Annotated in this window: 16 protein-coding genes, 2 tRNA genes and 1 other RNA gene; 11 read left to right on the top strand and 8 right to left on the bottom strand. The window is 51.3% G+C overall.

From position 1 onward, the window contains the following. Positions 1-61 precede the first annotated feature (61 nt). A complete protein-coding gene (locus GNG26_RS13020; RefSeq protein WP_103179926.1) occupies positions 62-505 on the top strand; it encodes an Lrp/AsnC family transcriptional regulator in 444 nt (147 codons plus the stop codon). 202 nt (positions 506-707) lie between these two features. Here GNG26_RS13020 and GNG26_RS13015 read toward each other — a convergent pair. The 5 genes from GNG26_RS13015 to GNG26_RS12995 all read right to left on the bottom strand — a co-directional run bounded on the left by GNG26_RS13015 (position 708) and on the right by GNG26_RS12995 (position 2,590). Then, positions 708-792 (bottom strand) — tRNA-Tyr (locus GNG26_RS13015). Positions 793-827: 35 nt separating this feature from the next. Beyond that, a non-coding RNA gene (locus GNG26_RS13010) (RtT sRNA) lies at positions 828-959 on the bottom strand. A 43-nt stretch (positions 960-1,002) separates the two neighbouring features. After that, positions 1,003-1,087: transfer RNA gene (locus tag GNG26_RS13005), tRNA-Tyr, on the bottom strand. Positions 1,088-1,243: 156 nt separating this feature from the next. Next, positions 1,244-2,086 (bottom strand): formyltetrahydrofolate deformylase, encoded by an 843-nt coding sequence (purU, locus tag GNG26_RS13000; RefSeq protein ID WP_103179925.1) that lies wholly within the window; start codon positions 2,084-2,086, stop codon positions 1,244-1,246. Positions 2,087-2,131: 45 nt separating this feature from the next. After that, positions 2,132-2,590 (bottom strand): YchJ family protein, encoded by a 459-nt coding sequence (locus GNG26_RS12995; RefSeq protein ID WP_156239041.1) that lies wholly within the window; start codon positions 2,588-2,590, stop codon positions 2,132-2,134. A gap of 114 nt (positions 2,591-2,704) precedes the next feature. On the opposite strand from GNG26_RS12995, the gene rssA reads away from it, so the two are divergent. The 3 genes from rssA (at position 2,705) to galU (ending at position 5,820) form a co-directional block, all read left to right on the top strand. After that, on the top strand, positions 2,705-3,604 hold the full coding sequence (gene rssA / locus GNG26_RS12990) for a patatin-like phospholipase RssA (RefSeq protein WP_114386533.1): 900 nt from the start codon (positions 2,705-2,707) through the stop codon (positions 3,602-3,604). Between the two features lie 92 nt (positions 3,605-3,696). Continuing rightward, complete coding sequence (gene rssB / locus GNG26_RS12985) at positions 3,697-4,710, top strand: two-component system response regulator RssB (RefSeq protein ID WP_114314718.1); 1,014 nt, start codon at positions 3,697-3,699, stop codon at positions 4,708-4,710. 201 nt (positions 4,711-4,911) lie between these two features. Further along, complete coding sequence (gene galU, locus GNG26_RS12980) at positions 4,912-5,820, top strand: UTP--glucose-1-phosphate uridylyltransferase GalU (RefSeq protein ID WP_114314719.1); 909 nt, start codon at positions 4,912-4,914, stop codon at positions 5,818-5,820. A gap of 203 nt (positions 5,821-6,023) precedes the next feature. Here the strand turns inward: galU and hns are convergent, their stop codons facing one another. Beyond that, on the bottom strand, positions 6,024-6,437 hold the full coding sequence (gene hns / locus GNG26_RS12975; protein WP_039030686.1) for a histone-like nucleoid-structuring protein H-NS: 414 nt from the start codon (positions 6,435-6,437) through the stop codon (positions 6,024-6,026). Positions 6,438-6,985: 548 nt separating this feature from the next. On the opposite strand from hns, the gene tdk reads away from it, so the two are divergent. Next, positions 6,986-7,600 (top strand): thymidine kinase, encoded by a 615-nt coding sequence (gene tdk, locus GNG26_RS12970; RefSeq protein WP_103822265.1) that lies wholly within the window; start codon positions 6,986-6,988, stop codon positions 7,598-7,600. A gap of 84 nt (positions 7,601-7,684) precedes the next feature. Here the strand turns inward: tdk and adhE are convergent, their stop codons facing one another. Then, positions 7,685-10,363 (bottom strand): bifunctional acetaldehyde-CoA/alcohol dehydrogenase, encoded by a 2,679-nt coding sequence (gene adhE / locus GNG26_RS12965; RefSeq protein ID WP_103822264.1) that lies wholly within the window; start codon positions 10,361-10,363, stop codon positions 7,685-7,687. 476 nt (positions 10,364-10,839) lie between these two features. Between adhE and GNG26_RS12960 the strand changes: the two genes are divergently transcribed. The 6 genes from GNG26_RS12960 to oppF all read left to right on the top strand — a co-directional run bounded on the left by GNG26_RS12960 (position 10,840) and on the right by oppF (position 17,846). Then, positions 10,840-11,487, top strand: a complete 648-nt coding sequence (locus GNG26_RS12960; protein WP_103179918.1) for a YchE family NAAT transporter — start codon at positions 10,840-10,842, stop codon at positions 11,485-11,487. A gap of 772 nt (positions 11,488-12,259) precedes the next feature. Further along, positions 12,260-13,891 (top strand): oligopeptide ABC transporter substrate-binding protein OppA, encoded by a 1,632-nt coding sequence (oppA, locus tag GNG26_RS12955; RefSeq protein ID WP_114314720.1) that lies wholly within the window; start codon positions 12,260-12,262, stop codon positions 13,889-13,891. 85 nt (positions 13,892-13,976) lie between these two features. Further along, positions 13,977-14,897, top strand: coding sequence for an oligopeptide ABC transporter permease OppB (gene oppB / locus GNG26_RS12950; RefSeq protein WP_103179916.1), 921 nt, complete (start codon positions 13,977-13,979; stop codon positions 14,895-14,897). Positions 14,898-14,911: 14 nt separating this feature from the next. Then, complete coding sequence (gene oppC, locus GNG26_RS12945; RefSeq protein WP_103179915.1) at positions 14,912-15,820, top strand: oligopeptide ABC transporter permease OppC; 909 nt, start codon at positions 14,912-14,914, stop codon at positions 15,818-15,820. Between the two features lie 11 nt (positions 15,821-15,831). After that, positions 15,832-16,845, top strand: coding sequence for an ABC transporter ATP-binding protein (locus tag GNG26_RS12940; protein WP_103179914.1), 1,014 nt, complete (start codon positions 15,832-15,834; stop codon positions 16,843-16,845). After that, entirely contained in the window at positions 16,842-17,846 is a 1,005-nt protein-coding gene (oppF, locus tag GNG26_RS12935; RefSeq protein ID WP_103179913.1) for a murein tripeptide/oligopeptide ABC transporter ATP-binding protein OppF, read from the top strand. Before GNG26_RS12940 ends, oppF begins: the two co-directional genes overlap by 4 nt. A gap of 43 nt (positions 17,847-17,889) precedes the next feature. On the opposite strand, the gene GNG26_RS12930 is transcribed toward oppF, so the two are convergent. Beyond that, positions 17,890-18,219: an HI1450 family dsDNA-mimic protein gene (locus GNG26_RS12930; protein WP_103179912.1), complete on the bottom strand. Its 330-nt coding sequence runs from the start codon at positions 18,217-18,219 to the stop codon at positions 17,890-17,892. Positions 18,220-18,223 lie beyond the last annotated feature (4 nt).

Below are 18,223 nucleotides of genomic sequence, written 5' to 3'. Positions count from 1 at the left end.
GTTTAACAGCGCTGAATTAAGGTAAAAGAAGAGGTTTAGTTTTATAAATTAGGTGAATGCTATGGATTACCTTATCGATGAGATCGACCGTCATATTCTGCGCTGTCTGGTAGAGGATGCGCGTATGTCGCTGAAGGTGTTAAGCGCCCGGGTTGGGCTCACGTCACCCAGTACGGCAGAGCGTTTAAAACGGCTGGAGGAGCGGGGCATAATTCAGGGGTATGGCGCGCGGGTAAACCTGGCCGCACTGGGTTACACGCTGCAGGCGCTGGTGCGCGTGCGACCGTTACCGGGGTTATTGCATAAAGTGGATAAATACATCCAGCAGATGCCCGAGTGTATTGAAAGCGACAAAGTGACCGGCGAGGACTGTTTCGTTATCCGGCTGGTGGTGCGCTCCATCGAGCAACTGGATACGTTGCTGGATGGACTGGCAGAACATGCGCAGTGCAATACGTCGATTGTGAAGAGTTCACCGGTGACCCGTCGGTTGCCCCCGTTGTAAGGGATTTCGCCGGGTGGCGGCTGCGCCTTACCCGGCCTACGGATGTAGTGCGGTTATTTTGCCGGGTGGCGGCTGCGCCTTACCCAGCCTACGGGTATGGTGCGGTTTTGTAGCCCCGGTAAGCGTAGCGCCACCGGGGAAAACTGGTGCGCGGAACCGGAAGAATATCACTCTTTTTTGGATTGTTTTTTGAGAAAAGTGATGGTGGTGGGGGAAGGATTCGAACCTTCGAAGTCTGTGACGGCAGATTTACAGTCTGCTCCCTTTGGCCGCTCGGGAACCCCACCAGGGGTAATTCAGATTTTGAGGTGAAACTTGAAGATGGTGGTGGGGGAAGGATTATTCGTCGCTTCGCTCCTCACCCTTCGGGCCGTTGCCTTTGGCAACGTTGTCTCGCTTTCGCTCGACTCGGACCTTCATCGAAGGTTCTCACCCTTTCCGATAAGTGCAAACATCGCTACATCTCATCGGTATTACCACATCGCTGTGGTGAATAATGGTGGTGGGGGAAGGATTCGAACCTTCGAAGTCGATGACGGCAGATTTACAGTCTGCTCCCTTTGGCCGCTCGGGAACCCCACCACGGGGTAATGCTTTTACTGGCCTGCTTCCTTGTGGGAAGCGGGGCGCATCATATCAAATGACGCGCCCCTGTAAAGACTTCCTTTGCATAAATGAATCGTTTGCCTGATTTTTACGCATAAAGACGCAAAGCTAATCAATTCATTTTATAAAGAATTAAAGAATAATCGTTCTGTTACCGTAGACAAAGACGCGCTGCGCCAGCACCTGATACAGCGCACGGCTTAAGACATTTTTTTCAACGTCGCGGCCGGCACGCATCATATCTTCCGCCGTGTAGGTGTGATCGACATGAATCACATCCTGCATGATGATTGGACCTTCATCCAGATTGTCATTCACGTAGTGTGCCGTTGCGCCGATGATTTTCACGCCGCGTTCGTACGCCTGGTGATAAGGACGCGCGCCGATAAAGGCCGGCAGGAACGAGTGGTGAATGTTGATAATCTTATTCGGGAAGCGGGCAACAAATGACGGCGTCAGGACGCGCATATATTTCGCCAGCACCACGTAATCCGGGTTATGCGCTTCGATGGCCTGCGCCATTAAATTGTCATGCTCTTCGCGGGTATGGCCTTCATGGCTGACCAGCTCAAACGGAATATCAAAACGCTCAACCAGCGTACGCAGCGTCTCGTGGTTACCAATGACCGCGGCGATCTCAACATCCAGCCCGCCATAGTTGGCTTTCATCAGCAGGTCGCCCAAACAGTGGGCCTCTTTGGTAACCAGGATCACCACCCGGCGGCGACCGGCGGGGTTCAGTTCACGCACGGAACCTTCCGGGAGCGCGCCGTCCAGATCGGCAAGCAACGTCGCGTCATTGAAGATCCCTTCCAGCTCGGTACGCATAAAGAAGCGGCCGGTACGGTGATCAACAAACTCGTTGTTCTGCACGATATTCAGTTCATGTTTGTAGCAAATATTGGTGATACGGGCGATCAGCCCTTTCTGGTCGGGACAAATGGTGCGCAGCACTTTACGTTGTGTTGATTGCATTGCCGGAAAATCCTTACGTGTTTGCTTGAACCGTGTTGTCAGGCCTTATTGCCCGCAACACTTTTTAAATTTTTTGCCTGAACCACAAGGGCAGGGGTCATTACGGCCAAACTGTGGACGCGTGCCGTCAATATAGTACCACTCTCCACCCTCCTTTAAGAAACGCGAGCGTTCGATGATCGCGCCCGCTCTTCCTTGCTCGGTAAAGCGCGCAACAAAACTGACGAACCCCTCGTTTTCATCCCGGCCTGCTGCCGTTTCGTACTGAGTGAGGCCGAGCCACTGCGTATTTGCAAATCCGGCCTCGATCTCCTGACGAAAATCAGTAGCATGGCAGGATGGATGCCAGGTCTTGATCAGGTAGTCTGGGTCCCGCGTCACAAAAGCGGCATATCGGGAGCGCATAAGTGATGCCGGGTCCGGTGCAACCTGCTCACCGTTAAGATATCGTTGGCAACATAGGCTATACTCGAGTGCGCTACCGCAGGGACAGAGTTGAGACACGATTCTCTTCCTGAAATTAAAAAATGAATGGCGTATAACGCCAGGGTGGCACTATGTTAACTGAGCGGTCGCAATGACGCTATGCAGGAATCCAGGGGACGCTAAACAGGGCTAATGAGAAAAGTAAAAATTGGACTGGCATTGGGCTCAGGTGCAGCCCGGGGCTGGTCGCATATTGGTGTGATCAACGCCTTACAACGTTTGGGTATCGAAATTGATATTGTTGCAGGCTGTTCAATAGGTTCACTGGTGGGAGCCGCATACTCGTGTGGCAAGCTTCCCGAGCTGGAAACCTGGGTACGATCGTTTAGCTACTGGGACGTCCTGCGCCTGATGGATCTCTCCTGGCAACGTGGCGGGTTATTACGCGGAGAGCGCGTCTTTAACCGTTTTCGCCAGGTGATGCCCCTGACCGAATTCTCCAGCTGTCAGATGCCTTTCGGTGCGGTTGCAACCAACCTCAGCACCGGCAGAGAGATCTGGTTTACCGAAGGCGATATTCATCTTGCCGTCCGTGCCTCCTGCAGTATGCCGGGTCTTATGGCGCCGGTTCCGCACAACGGTTACTGGCTGGTTGACGGCGGCGTTGTGAATCCTGTTCCCATTTCACTGACCCGTGCGATGGGGGCCGATATCGTGATTGCCGTCGATCTCCAACATGATGCCCACCTGATGCAGCAGGATCTGATGCCGGTTAACACCCAATCGGATGAGTCCGCTCTGGAGGATCTCGCGTGGCATAAACGCCTGCGAGGACGTTTCACGCGAACCACCCGCAAGCTGGTTGCTGCGCCAACCGCCATGGAAATCATGACGACGTCGATTCAGGTGTTGGAAAATCGCCTGAAGCGTAATCGAATGGCGGGTGACCCGCCGGATATATTGATTCAACCTTTTTGTCCACAAATTTCAACGCTCGATTTCCATCGTGCTGAAGCGGCCATTACCGCAGGCGCGCAGGCAGTCGAAAAGAAAATGGACGAATTATTACCTTTAGTGCGGGCAACAGCCTGAGCACCCTTTTTTTGATTACTTCAGCAAAATCTGACAGGCGATAGTGCCGATAGCATGCCACTATTTATCTATTGTCAGCGCCGGGAGAGACCATGACACAGCCATTAGCCGGGAAACAAATTCTGATAGTTGAAGACGAGCCTGTTTTCCGCTCCTTACTGGATTCATGGCTATCATCGCTGGGGGCGACGACTGCACTTGCAGGTGATGGGATCGACGCCCTGGAAAAAATGGTGGGCATTAAGCCCGATTTGATGATTTGCGACATCGCCATGCCGCGGATGAATGGCCTGAAGCTGGTGGAGCATTTACGTAATGCCGGTGACCAGATCCCCATTCTGGTCATTTCTGCGACCGAAAATATGGCCGATATCGCAAAAGCGTTACGCCTGGGTGTCCAGGACGTATTGCTTAAGCCAGTTAAAGATTTGAATCGCTTGCGTGAAACCGTTCTCGCCTGCCTCTATCCCAATATGTTTAATTCGCGTGTTGAAGAGGAAGAGCGGCTTTTTCAGGACTGGGATGCGCTGGTGAATAACCCCTCTGCGGCGGCGAAACTGTTACAGGAGCTTCAGCCGCCGGTTCAGCAGACATTTTCCGGCTGCAAAGTTAATTACCGCCAGCTGATGGCTGCCGATCAACCGGGTCTGGTGCTGGATATCGCACCATTATCCGATAACGATCTGGCGTTTTATTGTCTGGATGTTACCCGGGCGGGCGATAATGGCGTGCTGGCGGCATTATTATTGCGAGCATTATTTAATGGCTTGCTTCAGGAACAACTTTCTCATCAGGGTCAGCGCCTGCCTGAGTTAGGTAGCCTGCTGAAACAGGTTAACCAGCTGCTGCGCCAGGCCAGTTTGCCAGGACAATTCCCATTACTGGTCGGTTATTACCATAGCGGCCTGAAAAATTTGATTTTAGTCTCCGCCGGACTTAATGCCACGCTTAATACGGGTGAGCATCATATTCAGGTCAGCAACGGCGTTCCGTTAGGAACCTTAGGAAATACTTATCTGAATCAAATAAGCCATCGCTGCACCTCATGGCAATGCCAAATTTGGGGTACAGGGGGGCGGTTGCGCTTAATGTTGTCCACAGAATAGTCAGTTGGAATTTAAACGGTAGATAGCTTTACCGTCGTTTTACGGGCAATGCTACTATCGGTGCCTGTTTTTATTCGTATTTATCCTAATTAAGCGGTAGCGCGTCCTTTTCAGACCCGGACATCCTCCCCAGGCTGATATACTAAACGCGTTATTAATGCAGACTAAAGTTCAAAACATGAACAGTTCAGGAGAGTTTCAATGGCTGCCGTAAATTCGAAAGTGAGAAAGGCCGTTATCCCGGTTGCCGGGTTGGGAACCAGGATGCTGCCAGCAACGAAGGCAATTCCAAAAGAGATGCTGCCACTCGTTGATAAGCCATTAATCCAGTATGTGGTCAACGAATGTATTGCTGCAGGCATTACTGAAATTGTGCTGGTAACACATTCATCCAAAAACTCTATCGAAAACCATTTCGATACCAGTTTTGAACTTGAAGCCATGCTGGAAAAACGCGTGAAGCGTCAGCTTCTTCAGGAAGTGCAGTCTATTTGCCCGCCGCACGTGACTATTATGCAGGTCCGTCAGGGGCTGGCAAAAGGTCTGGGTCATGCAGTCCTGTGTGCTCATCCGGTAGTCGGTAACGAGCCGGTAGCGGTTATTTTACCGGACGTTATTCTCGACGAGTTTGAATCCGATCTTTCCCAGGATAACCTGGCTGAAATGATTAAACGTTTCGACGAAACGGGCAGCAGCCAGATCATGGTTGAGCCGGTTGAAGACGTGACCGCATACGGCGTTGTCGACTGCAAAGGTGTGGCGATGAACCCGGGCGACAGCGTGCCAATGGTTGGCGTGGTTGAGAAGCCAAAAGCTGACGTAGCGCCGTCTAACCTCGCTGTAGTAGGGCGTTATGTTCTGAGCGCAGAGATTTGGCCGCTGCTGGCGAAAACGCCTCCAGGTGCCGGGGATGAAATCCAGCTGACCGACGCCATCGACATGCTGATCGAAAAAGAGACCGTGGAGGCTTACCACATGAAAGGGAAGAGCCACGACTGCGGTAATAAACTCGGTTACATGCAGGCCTTCGTTGAATATGGTGTTCGTCACCAGTCCCTGGGCGAAGAATTTAAGGGCTGGCTGAAAGAGACGCTGGGCATTAAAAACTAATACGGCGTTAACGCCCTAAGCAAAACCGGTGATAGCCATGCTACACCGGTTTTTTTATAACTTTTTTAGGGTGTCACTCACGTCGGGTAGGGTAATAGTGTGATGTAATCGTTATATGAGCACGTGTAACAGAAAGTCACACGAGATAAAATACAGGCATAAAAAATCCCGCATTAAGCGGGATTTTTCGGATATTTACTGACTTATTCCTGAATCAGGAAGTCGTCCAGTTGTTTACCTTGCTCATCCATTGCTTTTTTGATAACAGCTGGAGTACGACCCTGGCCGGTCCAGGTTTTAGATTCGCCGTTCTCATCGATGTAGCTATATTTAGCCGGACGCGCAGCACGTTTAGCTTTAGTACCGGTTTTAGCGGCAGCCATGCTGTTCAGCAATTCGTTAGGATCAATACCATCAGCGATCAGCATTTCACGATATTGCTGCAGTTTACGTGTACGTTCTTCGATTTCAGCAGCAGCGGCGTTTTCTTCTTCACGACGCTCATTAACAACGACTTCTAATTTCTCCAGCATTTCTTCAAGCGTTTCCAGAGTACATTCTCTCGCCTGGGCACGGAGAGTGCGGATGTTGTTCAGAATTTTAAGTGCTTCGCTCATTGTAGTAATCTCAAACTTATAATGTGGGGGTTTGTTGAGGTAATAATAGAGGCATAAATTGATATGTGCAATAGGCCAGAATGTAAGGAATTCAAAAATACCTAATATTCGGGACTATTATTAATTATCAGAACTTAAATTTGGTGAGGTGAAAGGGGGGCGGCGTTATCAAAAGATGCGTTGTAAACCTGACGGTGAACTCTTTTTTTGCAGACAATTTTCATGGGGATTTTTGTTTCTCCGGATAAATATCAACCTTTCGTATTAGTACTCAAAACACGGTTGCCCAAGGGAATTTTTAATTACACCTGAATCATTTCAAGCCCCGTATCGACATTAAAATAACAGATTTTTCCAGAACTTAGCGTTTATAAAACCATGAGTTTTTACGTCCTTTTCATCTGCTCCCTCGTAAGTTGTCCTATATCCTGGCGAAGGATGAAATCTCTCGTAACGCGGGTCTTCCGCGCCGCAGCACGGAAGACCCGACAAAATATGGTACAATCCCGTATCGGTAATAATACACATTGATTAGGGTTTAACGGCCAATGGCACAACTGTATTTCTACTATTCAGCAATGAACGCAGGTAAGTCGACCGCGTTACTGCAATCCTCCTACAATTATCAGGAGCGTGGGATGCGTACGGTGGTTTATACCGCTGAAATCGATGACCGTTTTGGTGCCGGAAAAGTGAGCTCCCGAATTGGCCTCTCTTCTCCGGCCAGGTTATTTAACCCCCAAACCAATCTGCTGGATGAAATTCGTGCAGAGGCCGCTGACCAGGCAGTCCATTGCGTACTGGTGGATGAGAGCCAGTTTTTAACGCGTCAGCAGGTTCATGAGCTTTCTGAAGTGGTTGATGAGCTGGATATTCCGGTACTTTGTTATGGGCTGAGAACGGATTTTCGCGGCGAGCTGTTTGTCGGCAGCCAGTATTTGCTGGCCTGGTCAGACAAACTGGTGGAATTAAAAACCATCTGCTTCTGCGGGCGTAAAGCGAGTATGGTGCTGCGTCTTGATCAGGCAGGAAAACCCTATGCAGAAGGCGAACAGGTGGTGATTGGCGGCAATGAGCGCTATGTATCCGTATGTCGTAAGCATTATAAAGAGGCGCTGGTGGTAGGCTCTCTGACAGCGATTCAGGAAGCCAGTCGTCGTTAACGGTCCAGTAGAGTCTGTTGCTATTTACGCTGGAAAAGAGACATAAAAAAACCCGCCGAAGCGGGTTTTTTATTGAGCGATTAATTAAGCGCTTTTCTTCGCTTTCTTATCCGCTTTTACCAGGGTTTCTACAGCTGCCGGTGCAGCAACCACACCTTCAGTGTATTCGCGGCCATAGTAGGTATCCAGCAGGATCTGTTTCAGCTCTGCGATCAGTGGGTAGCGCGGGTTCGCACCAGTACACTGGTCATCAAAGGCATCTTCAGACAGCTTGTCTACGTGTGCCAGGAAGTCAGCTTCCTGAACGCCAGCTTCACGGATAGACTTAGGAATACCCAGCTCTGCTTTCAGGCTTTCCAGCCATGCCAGCAGTTTCTCGATCTTCGCAGCAGTGCGGTCACCAGGAGCGCTCAGGCCCAGGTGGTCAGCGATTTCTGCGTAGCGACGACGCGCTTGTGGACGGTCGTACTGGCTGAATGCAGTCTGCTTGGTCGGGTTATCGTTAGCGTTATAACGGATAACGTTAGAGATCAGCAGGGCGTTCGCCAGACCGTGAGGAATGTGGAACTGAGAGCCCAGCTTGTGCGCCATGGAGTGACACACACCCAGGAAGGCGTTAGCAAACGCGATACCGGCGATGGTGGCAGCACTGTGCACACGCTCACGGGCAACCGGGTTTTTAGAGCCTTCGTTATAAGAGGCTGGCAGGTTCTCTTTCAGCAGTTTCAGTGCCTGCAGAGCCTGACCGTCAGAGAACTCAGACGCCAGTACAGAAACATAAGCTTCCAGGGCGTGAGTTACCGCATCCAGACCACCGAATGCGCAGAGTGATTTCGGCATATCCATGACCAGGTTGGCGTCAACAATCGCCATGTCCGGGGTCAGAGCGTAGTCTGCCAGTGGGTATTTCTGACCTGTTGCATCGTCGGTAACAACAGCAAACGGTGTCACTTCAGAACCGGTACCGGAAGTGGTGGTGACGGCGATCATTTTCGCTTTCACGCCCATTTTCGGGAACTTGTAGATACGTTTACGGATATCCATAAAGCGCAGCGCCAGCTCTTCGAAGTGCGTTTCTGGGTGCTCGTACATTACCCACATAATTTTGGCTGCGTCCATTGGGGAGCCGCCGCCCAGCGCGATGATCACGTCTGGTTTAAAGGAGTTTGCCAGCTCTGCGCCTTTGCGAACAACAGACAGGGTTGGGTCAGCTTCAACTTCGAAGAACACTTCAGTTTCCACGCCAGCCGCTTTCAGAACAGAGGTGATCTGGTCTGCGTAGCCATTGTTGAACAGGAAACGGTCAGTCACGATGAGCGCACGTTTGTGGCCATCAGTAATCACTTCATCCAGCGCGATTGGCAGGGAGCCACGGCGGAAGTAGATAGATTTCGGAAGTTTATGCCACAACATGTTTTCAGCTCGCTTAGCAACGGTTTTCTTGTTGATCAGGTGCTTAGGACCAACGTTCTCAGAGATGGAGTTACCACCCCATGAACCACAACCCAGAGTCAGGGAAGGCGCGAGTTTGAAGTTATACAGGTCACCGATACCACCCTGAGAAGCAGGGGTGTTGATCAGGATACGTGCAGTTTTCATCATCTGACCGAAGTAGGCCACACGTTCAGGCTGGTTATCCTGGTCAGTGTAGAGACAGGAGGTATGGCCGATACCGCCCATCGCTACCAGTTTCTCTGCTTTATCAACCGCATCTTCGAAATCTTTCGCGCGGTACATTGCCAGCGTCGGAGAGAGTTTTTCGTGTGCAAACGGCTCGCTTTCGTCAACGATATTCACTTCGCCAATCAGGATTTTCGTGCTGGCTGGAACGGTGAAACCTGCCAGTTCAGCAATTTTATACGCTGGCTGACCTACGATGGCGGCGTTCAGAGCGCCATTTTTCAGGATGATGTCCTGAACCGCTTTCAGCTCTTTGCCCTGCAGCAGATAGCCGCCGTGGCTGGCGAAACGTTCGCGAACGGCATCGTATACGGAATCAACAACAACAACGGACTGCTCGGAAGCACAGATTACGCCGTTATCGAAGGTTTTAGACATCAGTACAGAGGCAACAGCACGTTTAATATCGGCGGTTTCGTCGATAACAACTGGGGTGTTACCCGCACCTACGCCGATAGCTGGTTTACCGGAGCTATAGGCCGCTTTAACCATGCCTGGGCCACCAGTTGCCAGAATCAGGTTAATGTCTGGGTGGTGCATCAGAGCGTTAGACAGTTCCACGGAAGGCTGATCGATCCAGCCGATCAGATCTTTCGGTGCACCCGCAGCGATCGCCGCTTGCAGAACGATATCTGCAGCTTTGTTGGTTGCATCTTTAGCACGTGGGTGTGGAGAGAAAATGATTGCGTTACGCGTCTTCAGGCTGATCAGCGATTTGAAGATAGCAGTAGAAGTTGGGTTGGTGGTTGGAACGATACCGCAGATGATGCCGATTGGCTCAGCAATGGTGATGGTACCGAACGTGTCATCTTCAGACAGAACGCCACAAGTCTTCTCATCTTTATAGGCGTTATAGATATACTCAGAAGCAAAGTGGTTTTTAATCACTTTATCTTCAACGATACCCATACCGGATTCGGCAACGGCCATTTTAGCGAGAGGGATTCGAGCATCTGCAGCAGCCAGAGCGGCGGCGCGGAAGATTTTATCAACCTGTTCTTGGGTGAAATTGGCATATTCACGCTGGGCTTTTTTTACGCGCTCTACAAGTGCGTTAAGTTCAGCGACATTAGTAACAGCCATAATGCTCTCCTGATAATGTTAAACTCTTTTAGTAAATCAGCTGCTCGACACGAAAACAGTATAGTCAGCGTCATTGCCACTTGCTTAACTTACGTAAAAACAAGATGTTAACGTCTTTATCGTTCCCCTGATTTACTAAAAGAGCCTTCCATCAGTAGCCTACGTTCAGACTCTGAGTCTCCCTGGTGGCGTAATCAAGATTACTCACTTCTGAGTACCGAAAACATGATCTGTATCAATTTATCCATAAGCTGATACCTTTCAGCAGGGGTATTTTAGGGCATTTCATCGATTGTTAAATAATTGCAAAACTAATTGAACCATAACAACGCATAAAGTACACAAATATTTTACAGCGTAACATCACCATATTTAGCATTATTGTGATGAAGTAGAGGCATAAAAGGCGTATCGTCTGCCGGGTTATTGTGGATGCCACATTTTATATTAAGACTTGCTAATCAGCGGAGCTAACAGTGAGCCTATCGCTCTTTGATTTCCCAACGTATTTTAAGTTCTTTATTGGTCTGTTCGCGCTGGTGAACCCGGTGGGCATTATTCCCGTCTTTATCAGTATGACCAGCTATCAAACCGCCCTTGCCAGGAATAAAACCAACCTGACGGCAAATTTATCCGTGGCGATCATCCTGCTGACGTCGCTCTATCTTGGCGATTCAATATTGCAGATTTTTGGCATCTCGATCGATTCGTTCAGAATAGCCGGCGGGATCCTTGTGGTCACCATTGCCATGTCAATGATCAGCGGCAAGCTGGGTGAGGACAAACAGAACAAGCAGGAGAAATCAGAAACCGCCATCCGAGAGAGCATCGGCGTGGTGCCGCTGGCATTGCCCTTGATGGCAGGGCCAGGGGCGATCAGTTCTACCATCGTATGGGGAACGCGTTACCATAACCTGATGCATCTGATTGGCTTCTCGATAGCTATTGCCCTGTTTGCCTTCTGTTGCTGGGGGGTGTTCCGTATTGCGCCGTGGCTGGTACGCCTGCTGGGCCAGACAGGCATTAACGTTATCACCCGTATTATGGGTCTGCTGCTGATGGCGCTGGGGATTGAATTTATTGTTACCGGTCTGAAATCAATTTTTCCGGGGTTATTAGGGTAATCCTTCAAATGAAAAAGCGGAGCACTGGGCTCCGCTTTTTTTGTCATTATCAGCAAATCATATAATGAAAGTTGAAAATCGCTTTAACTATAATAAATTTTATTAATAATTTTGTTTTGTTAACTTTCAACAAGTTGCCTTTCCACATACCGTTCATCTGGTCATAAACCGCGCAAAGCGTCTGTTATTTTACTCACACAATACTCTGGGGCTTGCTGCAAGATTACTGAGATGATATTAGTAATTTGCTGAATGATTTAGATGAATGTGCTAAATAATAGACAGTTGTTAATTTTTTGTACAAAAAACAGATCGCTTCTGGCATCGCGGTACGCTCATCGACAATACTTTCTTCATCTCATTGAATAGCAGGCACTTTTTTCGCATTCGATGCGCGGCATGGCAGCCCACGGCGTAACGGTCTCTTCCGTAAAAGAGAATTGGTTAACAAATTTGCAAAATGTATTGGCACCTAAGTAACTCATTTGGTACTTTCCGGCCATTCCATTTCAGCGTACTTCTTATAGATGAGAATCTTTTTCATTAACGATTCTGACCTATAAGAATTAATACATGCCTCGGCAGGGGAGGCATGTCACAAATCGACGCAAGGTGGCCAGACGAGCCGCCAGTAATAGTAAAGTCGGTGATAGCGAGAAGTAAAAAACGCCTGACGGCAGCATAAACTCCTACGTTGTCAGGGAACCCCTAAAAAGGGGAATTAAACAGGCTGGTAAAAACCAGTAATTATAAAGAGTGGAGTATCAACACAATGTCCATCATCACAAAAAAAAGTCTGGTAGCTGCGGGGATTTTAACTGCGCTAATCGCAGGCAACGTTGCAATGGCTGCTGACGTCCCTGCTGGAGTTCAACTGGCGGAGAAGCAAACGCTGGTACGTAACAACGGTGCTGAGGTTCAGTCTCTGGATCCGCACAAGATTGAAGGTGTACCGGAGTCTAACGTTAACCGCGATCTGTTCGAAGGTCTGCTGGTCACTGACGTAAACGGCCACCCGGTTGCGGGTGTAGCTGAAAAATGGGAAAACAAGGACTTTAAAGTCTGGACCTTCCACCTGCGTAAAGACGCGAAATGGTCCGATGGTTCCCCGGTTACCGCCCACGATTTCGTTTATAGCTGGCAGCGTCTGGCAGATCCTAATACTGCCTCTCCGTATGCGAGTTATCTGCAGTATGGCCACATCGCCAATATCGATGACATCATCACCGGCAAAAAACCGATTACCGATCTCGGCGTAAAAGCGATCGATGACAATACGTTCGAAGTTACCCTGAGCGAGCCGGTTCCTTATTTCTATAAGCTGCTGGTTCACCCGTCCGTTTCCCCGGTTCCAAAAGCCGCGGTTGAAAAATTTGGCGATAAGTGGACTCAGCCTGCCAATATCGTGACCAACGGCGCCTACAAGCTGAAAGCCTGGGTCGTTAACGAACGTATCGACCTGGAGCGTAATACCAACTACTGGGATAACGCGAAAACTGTCATTAACCAGGTTACCTACCTGCCAATCTCTTCTGAAGTGACTGACGTTAACCGCTACCGCAGCGGCGAAATCGACATGACCTATAACAACATGCCGATTGAACTCTTCCAGAAGCTGAAGAAAGAGATCCCTGCTGAAGTACATGTTGACCCGTACCTCTGCACCTATTATTACGAAATCAACAACCAGAAAGCGCCATTCACAGATGTTCGCGTTCGTACCGCCCTGAAGCTGGCGCTGGATCGCGATATCATCGTCAACAAGGTGAAAAACCAGGGCGACCTGCCAGCGTACAGCTACACGCCACCGTACACCGATGGTGCGAAGCTGACCGAGCCAGAATGGTTCAAAATGACCCAGGAACAGCGTAATGCAGAAGCGAAGAAATTGCTGGCCGAAGCGGGTTATACCGCAGACAAGCCGCTGACCTTCAGCCTGCTGTATAACACCTCCGATCTGCATAAGAAACTGGCTATCGCAGTCTCTTCCATCTGGAAGAAAAACCTGGGTGTGAACGTGAAGCTGGAAAACCAGGAGTGGAAAACCTTCCTGGATAGCCGCCATCAGGGCACCTTTGATGTGGCCCGTGCCGGCTGGTGTGCGGACTACAACGAGCCGACCTCTTTCCTGAACACCATGCTGAGCGACAGCTCGAACAACACCGCGCACTATAAGAGCGCAGAGTTCGATAAGCTGATTGGCGATACCTTGAAAGTGACTGACGAAGCGCAGCGCGCCGATCTGTACGCGAAAGCGGAACAGCAGCTCGACAAAGATTCTGCGATCGTACCGGTTTACTACTACGTGAACGCCCGTCTGGTGAAACCGTGGGTAGGTGGATATACCGGGAAAGACCCGATGGATAATATCTACGTTAAAAACTTGTATATTATCAAGCATTAATGGCAATGAGTGGGGCGGGCGCTGTCTGCCCCACGGTGTCTACTCATCGTAATATTATATAGGCACACGCCAGAAGGTACGGGCAATGTTGAAATTTATCCTACGTCGCTGTCTTGAAGCGATCCCAACGCTATTTATTCTTATCACGATCTCCTTCTTTATGATGCGTCTCGCGCCGGGAAGTCCATTCACCGGTGAACGTACGCTGCCGCCAGAAGTTATGGCGAATATCGAAGCGAAATATCATTTAAACGATCCTATCTCCACCCAGTATTTCAACTATCTGAAACAGCTGGCCCACGGTGATTTTGGTCCGTCGTTTAAATATAAAGATTATTCCGTAAACGATCTGGTGGCGTCCAGCTTCCCCGTTTCGGCGAAATTAGGCGCCGCGGCGTTTTTACTGGCCGTTATTCTTGGCGTCACGGCGGGCGTTATTGCTGCGCTTAATCAGAATACGAAATGGGATTACACCGTTATGGGGGTGGCAATGACCGGTGTCGTCATACCGAGTTTTGTCGTGGCCCCCTTGCTGGTCATGATATTTGCCATCACCCTAAAATGGCTGCCCGGCGGCGGCTGGAATGGCGGGGCGCTGAAATTTATGATCCTGCCGATGGTCGCGTTGTCTCTCGCTTATATCGCCAGTATTTCGCGTATTACCCGGGGTTCAATGATTGAAGTATTGCACTCGAACTTCATCCGTACTGCCCGGGCCAAAGGGCTGCCGATGCGCCGCATCATCTTCCGTCACGCGTTAAAACCTGCGCTGCTGCCGGTGCTCTCTTATCTGGGCCCTGCGTTCGTCGGGATTATCACCGGGTCAATGGTTATCGAAACCATCTATGGTCTGCCGGGTATCGGCCAGCTGTTCGTTAACGGCGCCCTTAACCGCGACTATTCACTGGTACTGAGTCTGACCATTCTCGTTGGCGCGCTCACCATCTTCTTTAACGCGATCGTCGACGTGCTCTATGCCGTTATCGATCCGAAAATCCGCTACTGACACTGGAGCTCGCCATGATGTTAAGTAAGAAAAACAGCGAGGCGCTGGAAAACTTCAGTGAAAAACTGGAAGTGGAGGGGCGCAGCCTCTGGCAGGATGCACGCCGTCGCTTCATGCATAACCGTGCTGCGGTTGCCAGCCTGATTGTCCTGGTCCTTATCGCCCTGTTTGTGACGCTGGCGCCGATGCTGTCGCAGTTCACCTACTTCGACACCGACTGGGGCATGATGTCCAGCGCGCCGGATACCGAATCGGGCCACTACTTTGGTACCGACTCTTCCGGACGTGACCTGCTGGTCCGTGTGGCCATCGGTGGACGCATTTCGTTGATGGTAGGGATCGCAGCAGCCTTTGTTGCGGTGATTCTGGGGACGTTATACGGATCGCTCTCCGGCTATCTCGGCGGCAAGGTCGATTCGGTGATGATGCGTATTCTGGAGATCCTTAACTCCTTCCCGTTTATGTTCTTCGTCATCCTGTTGGTGACCTTCTTTGGCCAGAACATTTTGCTGATCTTCGTGGCTATCGGCATGGTCTCCTGGCTCGATATGGCGCGTATCGTGCGCGGCCAGACCCTGAGCCTGAAGCGCAAAGAGTTTATCGAAGCGGCGCAGGTGGGCGGGGTTTCAACCGGTAATATTGTGGTCCGTCATATCGTGCCAAACGTGCTGGGTGTGGTGGTGGTGTATGCCTCCCTACTGGTTCCGAGCATGATCCTGTTTGAATCTTTCCTGAGCTTCCTCGGCCTGGGTACCCAGGAGCCGCTGAGCAGCTGGGGTGCGCTGCTGAGCGATGGCGCCAACTCTATGGAAGTTTCACCGTGGCTGCTGCTGTTCCCGGCGGGTTTCCTGGTGGTGACACTGTTTTGTTTCAACTTTATCGGCGATGGCCTGCGTGATGCCCTCGATCCGAAAGACCGTTAAGGAGTGCCGCCATGACTATTATTGAAACGGCCTCGGCCCCACAAGCGCATCAGCAGGGTAATCTCCTGCTGGATGTGAAAGATCTGCGCGTCACCTTTAAAACGCCTGATGGCGATGTGACCGCGGTAAACGATCTTAACTTCAGCCTGCGTGCTGGCGAAACGCTGGGTATCGTGGGTGAATCCGGTTCCGGTAAATCCCAGACGGCGTTCGCGCTGATGGGGCTGCTGGCACAAAACGGCGTTATCGGCGGCTCTGCCACCTTTAACGGTAAGCAGATCCTTAACCTGCCGGAGAACGAGCTTAACAAGCTGCGTGCCGAGCAGATATCCATGATTTTCCAGGATCCGATGACCTCCCTGAACCCGTACATGCGTGTGGGCGAGCAGCTGATGGAAGTGCTGATGCTGCACAAAGGGATGGGCAAAGCCGAAGCGTTTGAAGAGTCGGTTAAGATGCTGGATGCGGTAAAAATGCCGGAAGCGCGTAAGCGTATGCGCATGTTCCCGCACGAGTTTTCCGGCGGGATGCGCCAGCGCGTGATGATCGCGATGGCGCTGCTGTGCCGGCCAAAACTGCTCATTGCCGATGAACCCACCACCGCCCTGGACGTGACCGTTCAGGCGCAGATCATGACCCTGCTGAACGAGCTGAAGCGCGAGTTTAATACTGCGATCATCATGATTACCCACGATCTGGGCGTCGTGGCCGGGATCTGCGACAAAGTGCTGGTGATGTATGCCGGGCGTACCATGGAGTACGGTAAAGCGCGTGATGTCTTCTACCATCCGGCGCACCCGTACTCCATTGGCCTGCTGAATGCGGTACCGCGTCTTGATGCGGAAGGGGAGTCGCTGCTGACCATTCCTGGCAACCCGCCTAACCTGCTGCGTCTGCCGAAAGGCTGCCCGTTCCAGCCGCGTTGTCCGCACGCGATGGAAATTTGCAACAGCGCGCCACCGCTGGAAGAGTTTGCACCAGGCCGTCTGCGTGCCTGCTTTAAGCCGTACGAGGAGCTGGTATGACAGCCATTGACGAAAAAAGAAATGTTCTGCTTGAAATCGCCGATCTGAAAGTGCACTTCGACATCAAAGACGGCAAGCAGTGGTTCTGGCAGCCGGCGAAAACCCTGAAAGCGGTTGACGGCGTCACCCTGCGTCTCTACGAGGGGGAAACTCTTGGCGTGGTGGGGGAGTCGGGCTGCGGCAAATCCACCTTTGCCCGCGCGATCATCGGCCTGGTGAAAGCCACTGGCGGCAAGGTCGCCTGGCTGGGTAAAGATCTGCTGGGGATGAAGCCGGAAGAGTGGCGCGAGGTCCGAAGCGACATTCAGATGATTTTCCAGGATCCGCTGGCGTCACTGAATCCGCGTATGACCATTGGCGAGATCATCGCAGAGCCGCTGCGTACCTATCATCCGAAGATGCCGCGTACCGAAGTGCGCGACCGCGTCAAGGCGATGATGATGAAGGTAGGTCTGCTGCCGAACCTTATCAACCGCTATCCGCACGAGTTCTCGGGTGGCCAGTGCCAGCGTATCGGCATTGCCCGCGCGCTGATCCTGGAGCCGAAGCTGATTATCTGTGACGAACCGGTCTCGGCGCTGGACGTGTCGATTCAGGCGCAGGTGGTTAACCTGCTGCAGAAACTGCAGCGTGAGATGGGGCTGTCGCTGATCTTTATCGCCCACGACCTGGCGGTGGTGAAGCACATCTCCGATCGCGTACTGGTGATGTATCTCGGCCATGCGGTGGAGCTGGGCACCTATGACGAGGTGTATCATAATCCGTTACACCCTTACACCAGAGCGCTGATGTCTGCCGTGCCGGTGCCGGATCCTGACCTGGAGCAGAATAAGACCATTCAGCTGCTGGAAGGGGAACTGCCGTCGCCCATCAACCCACCATCTGGCTGCGTGTTCCGTACCCGCTGCCCGATTGCCGGGCCGGAGTGCGCGAAAACGCGTCCGGTACTGGAGGGCAGCTTCCGCCATGCGGTCTCCTGCCTGAAGGTTGACCCGCTCTGACCGGGTAACTGGCAATAAAAAAGGCTGCAATCGCAGCCTTTTTTTATTCGCGCCAGAGTATATGGCACAGCTTGTGGTCTTTCTCACGACACAGTAGAACGCGGGCAAAGATATCATTGATCTCTCCGCCGTCGGTCTCCGCCAGGCCAATCACCACCTCGGCGAAGAAGTCCGGGTTCAGGTCGTAATCGACATGTTCAGCCCAGTCTTCAGACGGATCGAACAGCTCGGCGCCGCCACGCTCTTCAAACTGCAAATTAAAGAGAATCACATCCGCCGGGTCGAGATTATCGACGGCCAGTTCCAGAAAGATATCGTAGGCCTGCTCGAGCGTTTCGTCTTCGGTCAGGCGATTGTTCAGATCCATTTCCATGATG

It is taken from the genome of Leclercia sp. J807 (assembly GCF_009734465.1).
Classification (GTDB): Bacteria; Pseudomonadota; Gammaproteobacteria; order Enterobacterales; family Enterobacteriaceae; genus Enterobacter.
This window is presented reverse-complemented; position numbering and strand designations above follow the sequence as displayed.

Excerpts from the sequence above, each read along its gene's own strand:
- GNG26_RS13020 (WP_103179926.1), top strand. The coding sequence starts at position 62 with ATGGATTACCTTATCGATGAGATCGACCGTCATATTCTGCGCTGTCTG.
- purU (WP_103179925.1), bottom strand. The coding sequence starts at position 2,086 with ATGCAATCAACACAACGTAAAGTGCTGCGCACCATTTGTCCCGACCAG.
- rssA (WP_114386533.1), top strand. The coding sequence starts at position 2,705 with ATGAGAAAAGTAAAAATTGGACTGGCATTGGGCTCAGGTGCAGCCCGG.
- rssB (WP_114314718.1), top strand. The coding sequence starts at position 3,697 with ATGACACAGCCATTAGCCGGGAAACAAATTCTGATAGTTGAAGACGAG.
- galU (WP_114314719.1), top strand. The coding sequence starts at position 4,912 with ATGGCTGCCGTAAATTCGAAAGTGAGAAAGGCCGTTATCCCGGTTGCC.
- hns (WP_039030686.1), bottom strand. The coding sequence starts at position 6,437 with ATGAGCGAAGCACTTAAAATTCTGAACAACATCCGCACTCTCCGTGCC.
- tdk (WP_103822265.1), top strand. The coding sequence starts at position 6,986 with ATGGCACAACTGTATTTCTACTATTCAGCAATGAACGCAGGTAAGTCG.
- adhE (WP_103822264.1), bottom strand. The coding sequence starts at position 10,363 with ATGGCTGTTACTAATGTCGCTGAACTTAACGCACTTGTAGAGCGCGTA.
- oppA (WP_114314720.1), top strand. The coding sequence starts at position 12,260 with ATGTCCATCATCACAAAAAAAAGTCTGGTAGCTGCGGGGATTTTAACT.
- oppB (WP_103179916.1), top strand. The coding sequence starts at position 13,977 with ATGTTGAAATTTATCCTACGTCGCTGTCTTGAAGCGATCCCAACGCTA.
- oppC (WP_103179915.1), top strand. The coding sequence starts at position 14,912 with ATGATGTTAAGTAAGAAAAACAGCGAGGCGCTGGAAAACTTCAGTGAA.
- GNG26_RS12940 (WP_103179914.1), top strand. The coding sequence starts at position 15,832 with ATGACTATTATTGAAACGGCCTCGGCCCCACAAGCGCATCAGCAGGGT.
- oppF (WP_103179913.1), top strand. The coding sequence starts at position 16,842 with ATGACAGCCATTGACGAAAAAAGAAATGTTCTGCTTGAAATCGCCGAT.
- GNG26_RS12930 (WP_103179912.1), bottom strand. The coding sequence starts at position 18,219 with ATGGAAATGGATCTGAACAATCGCCTGACCGAAGACGAAACGCTCGAG.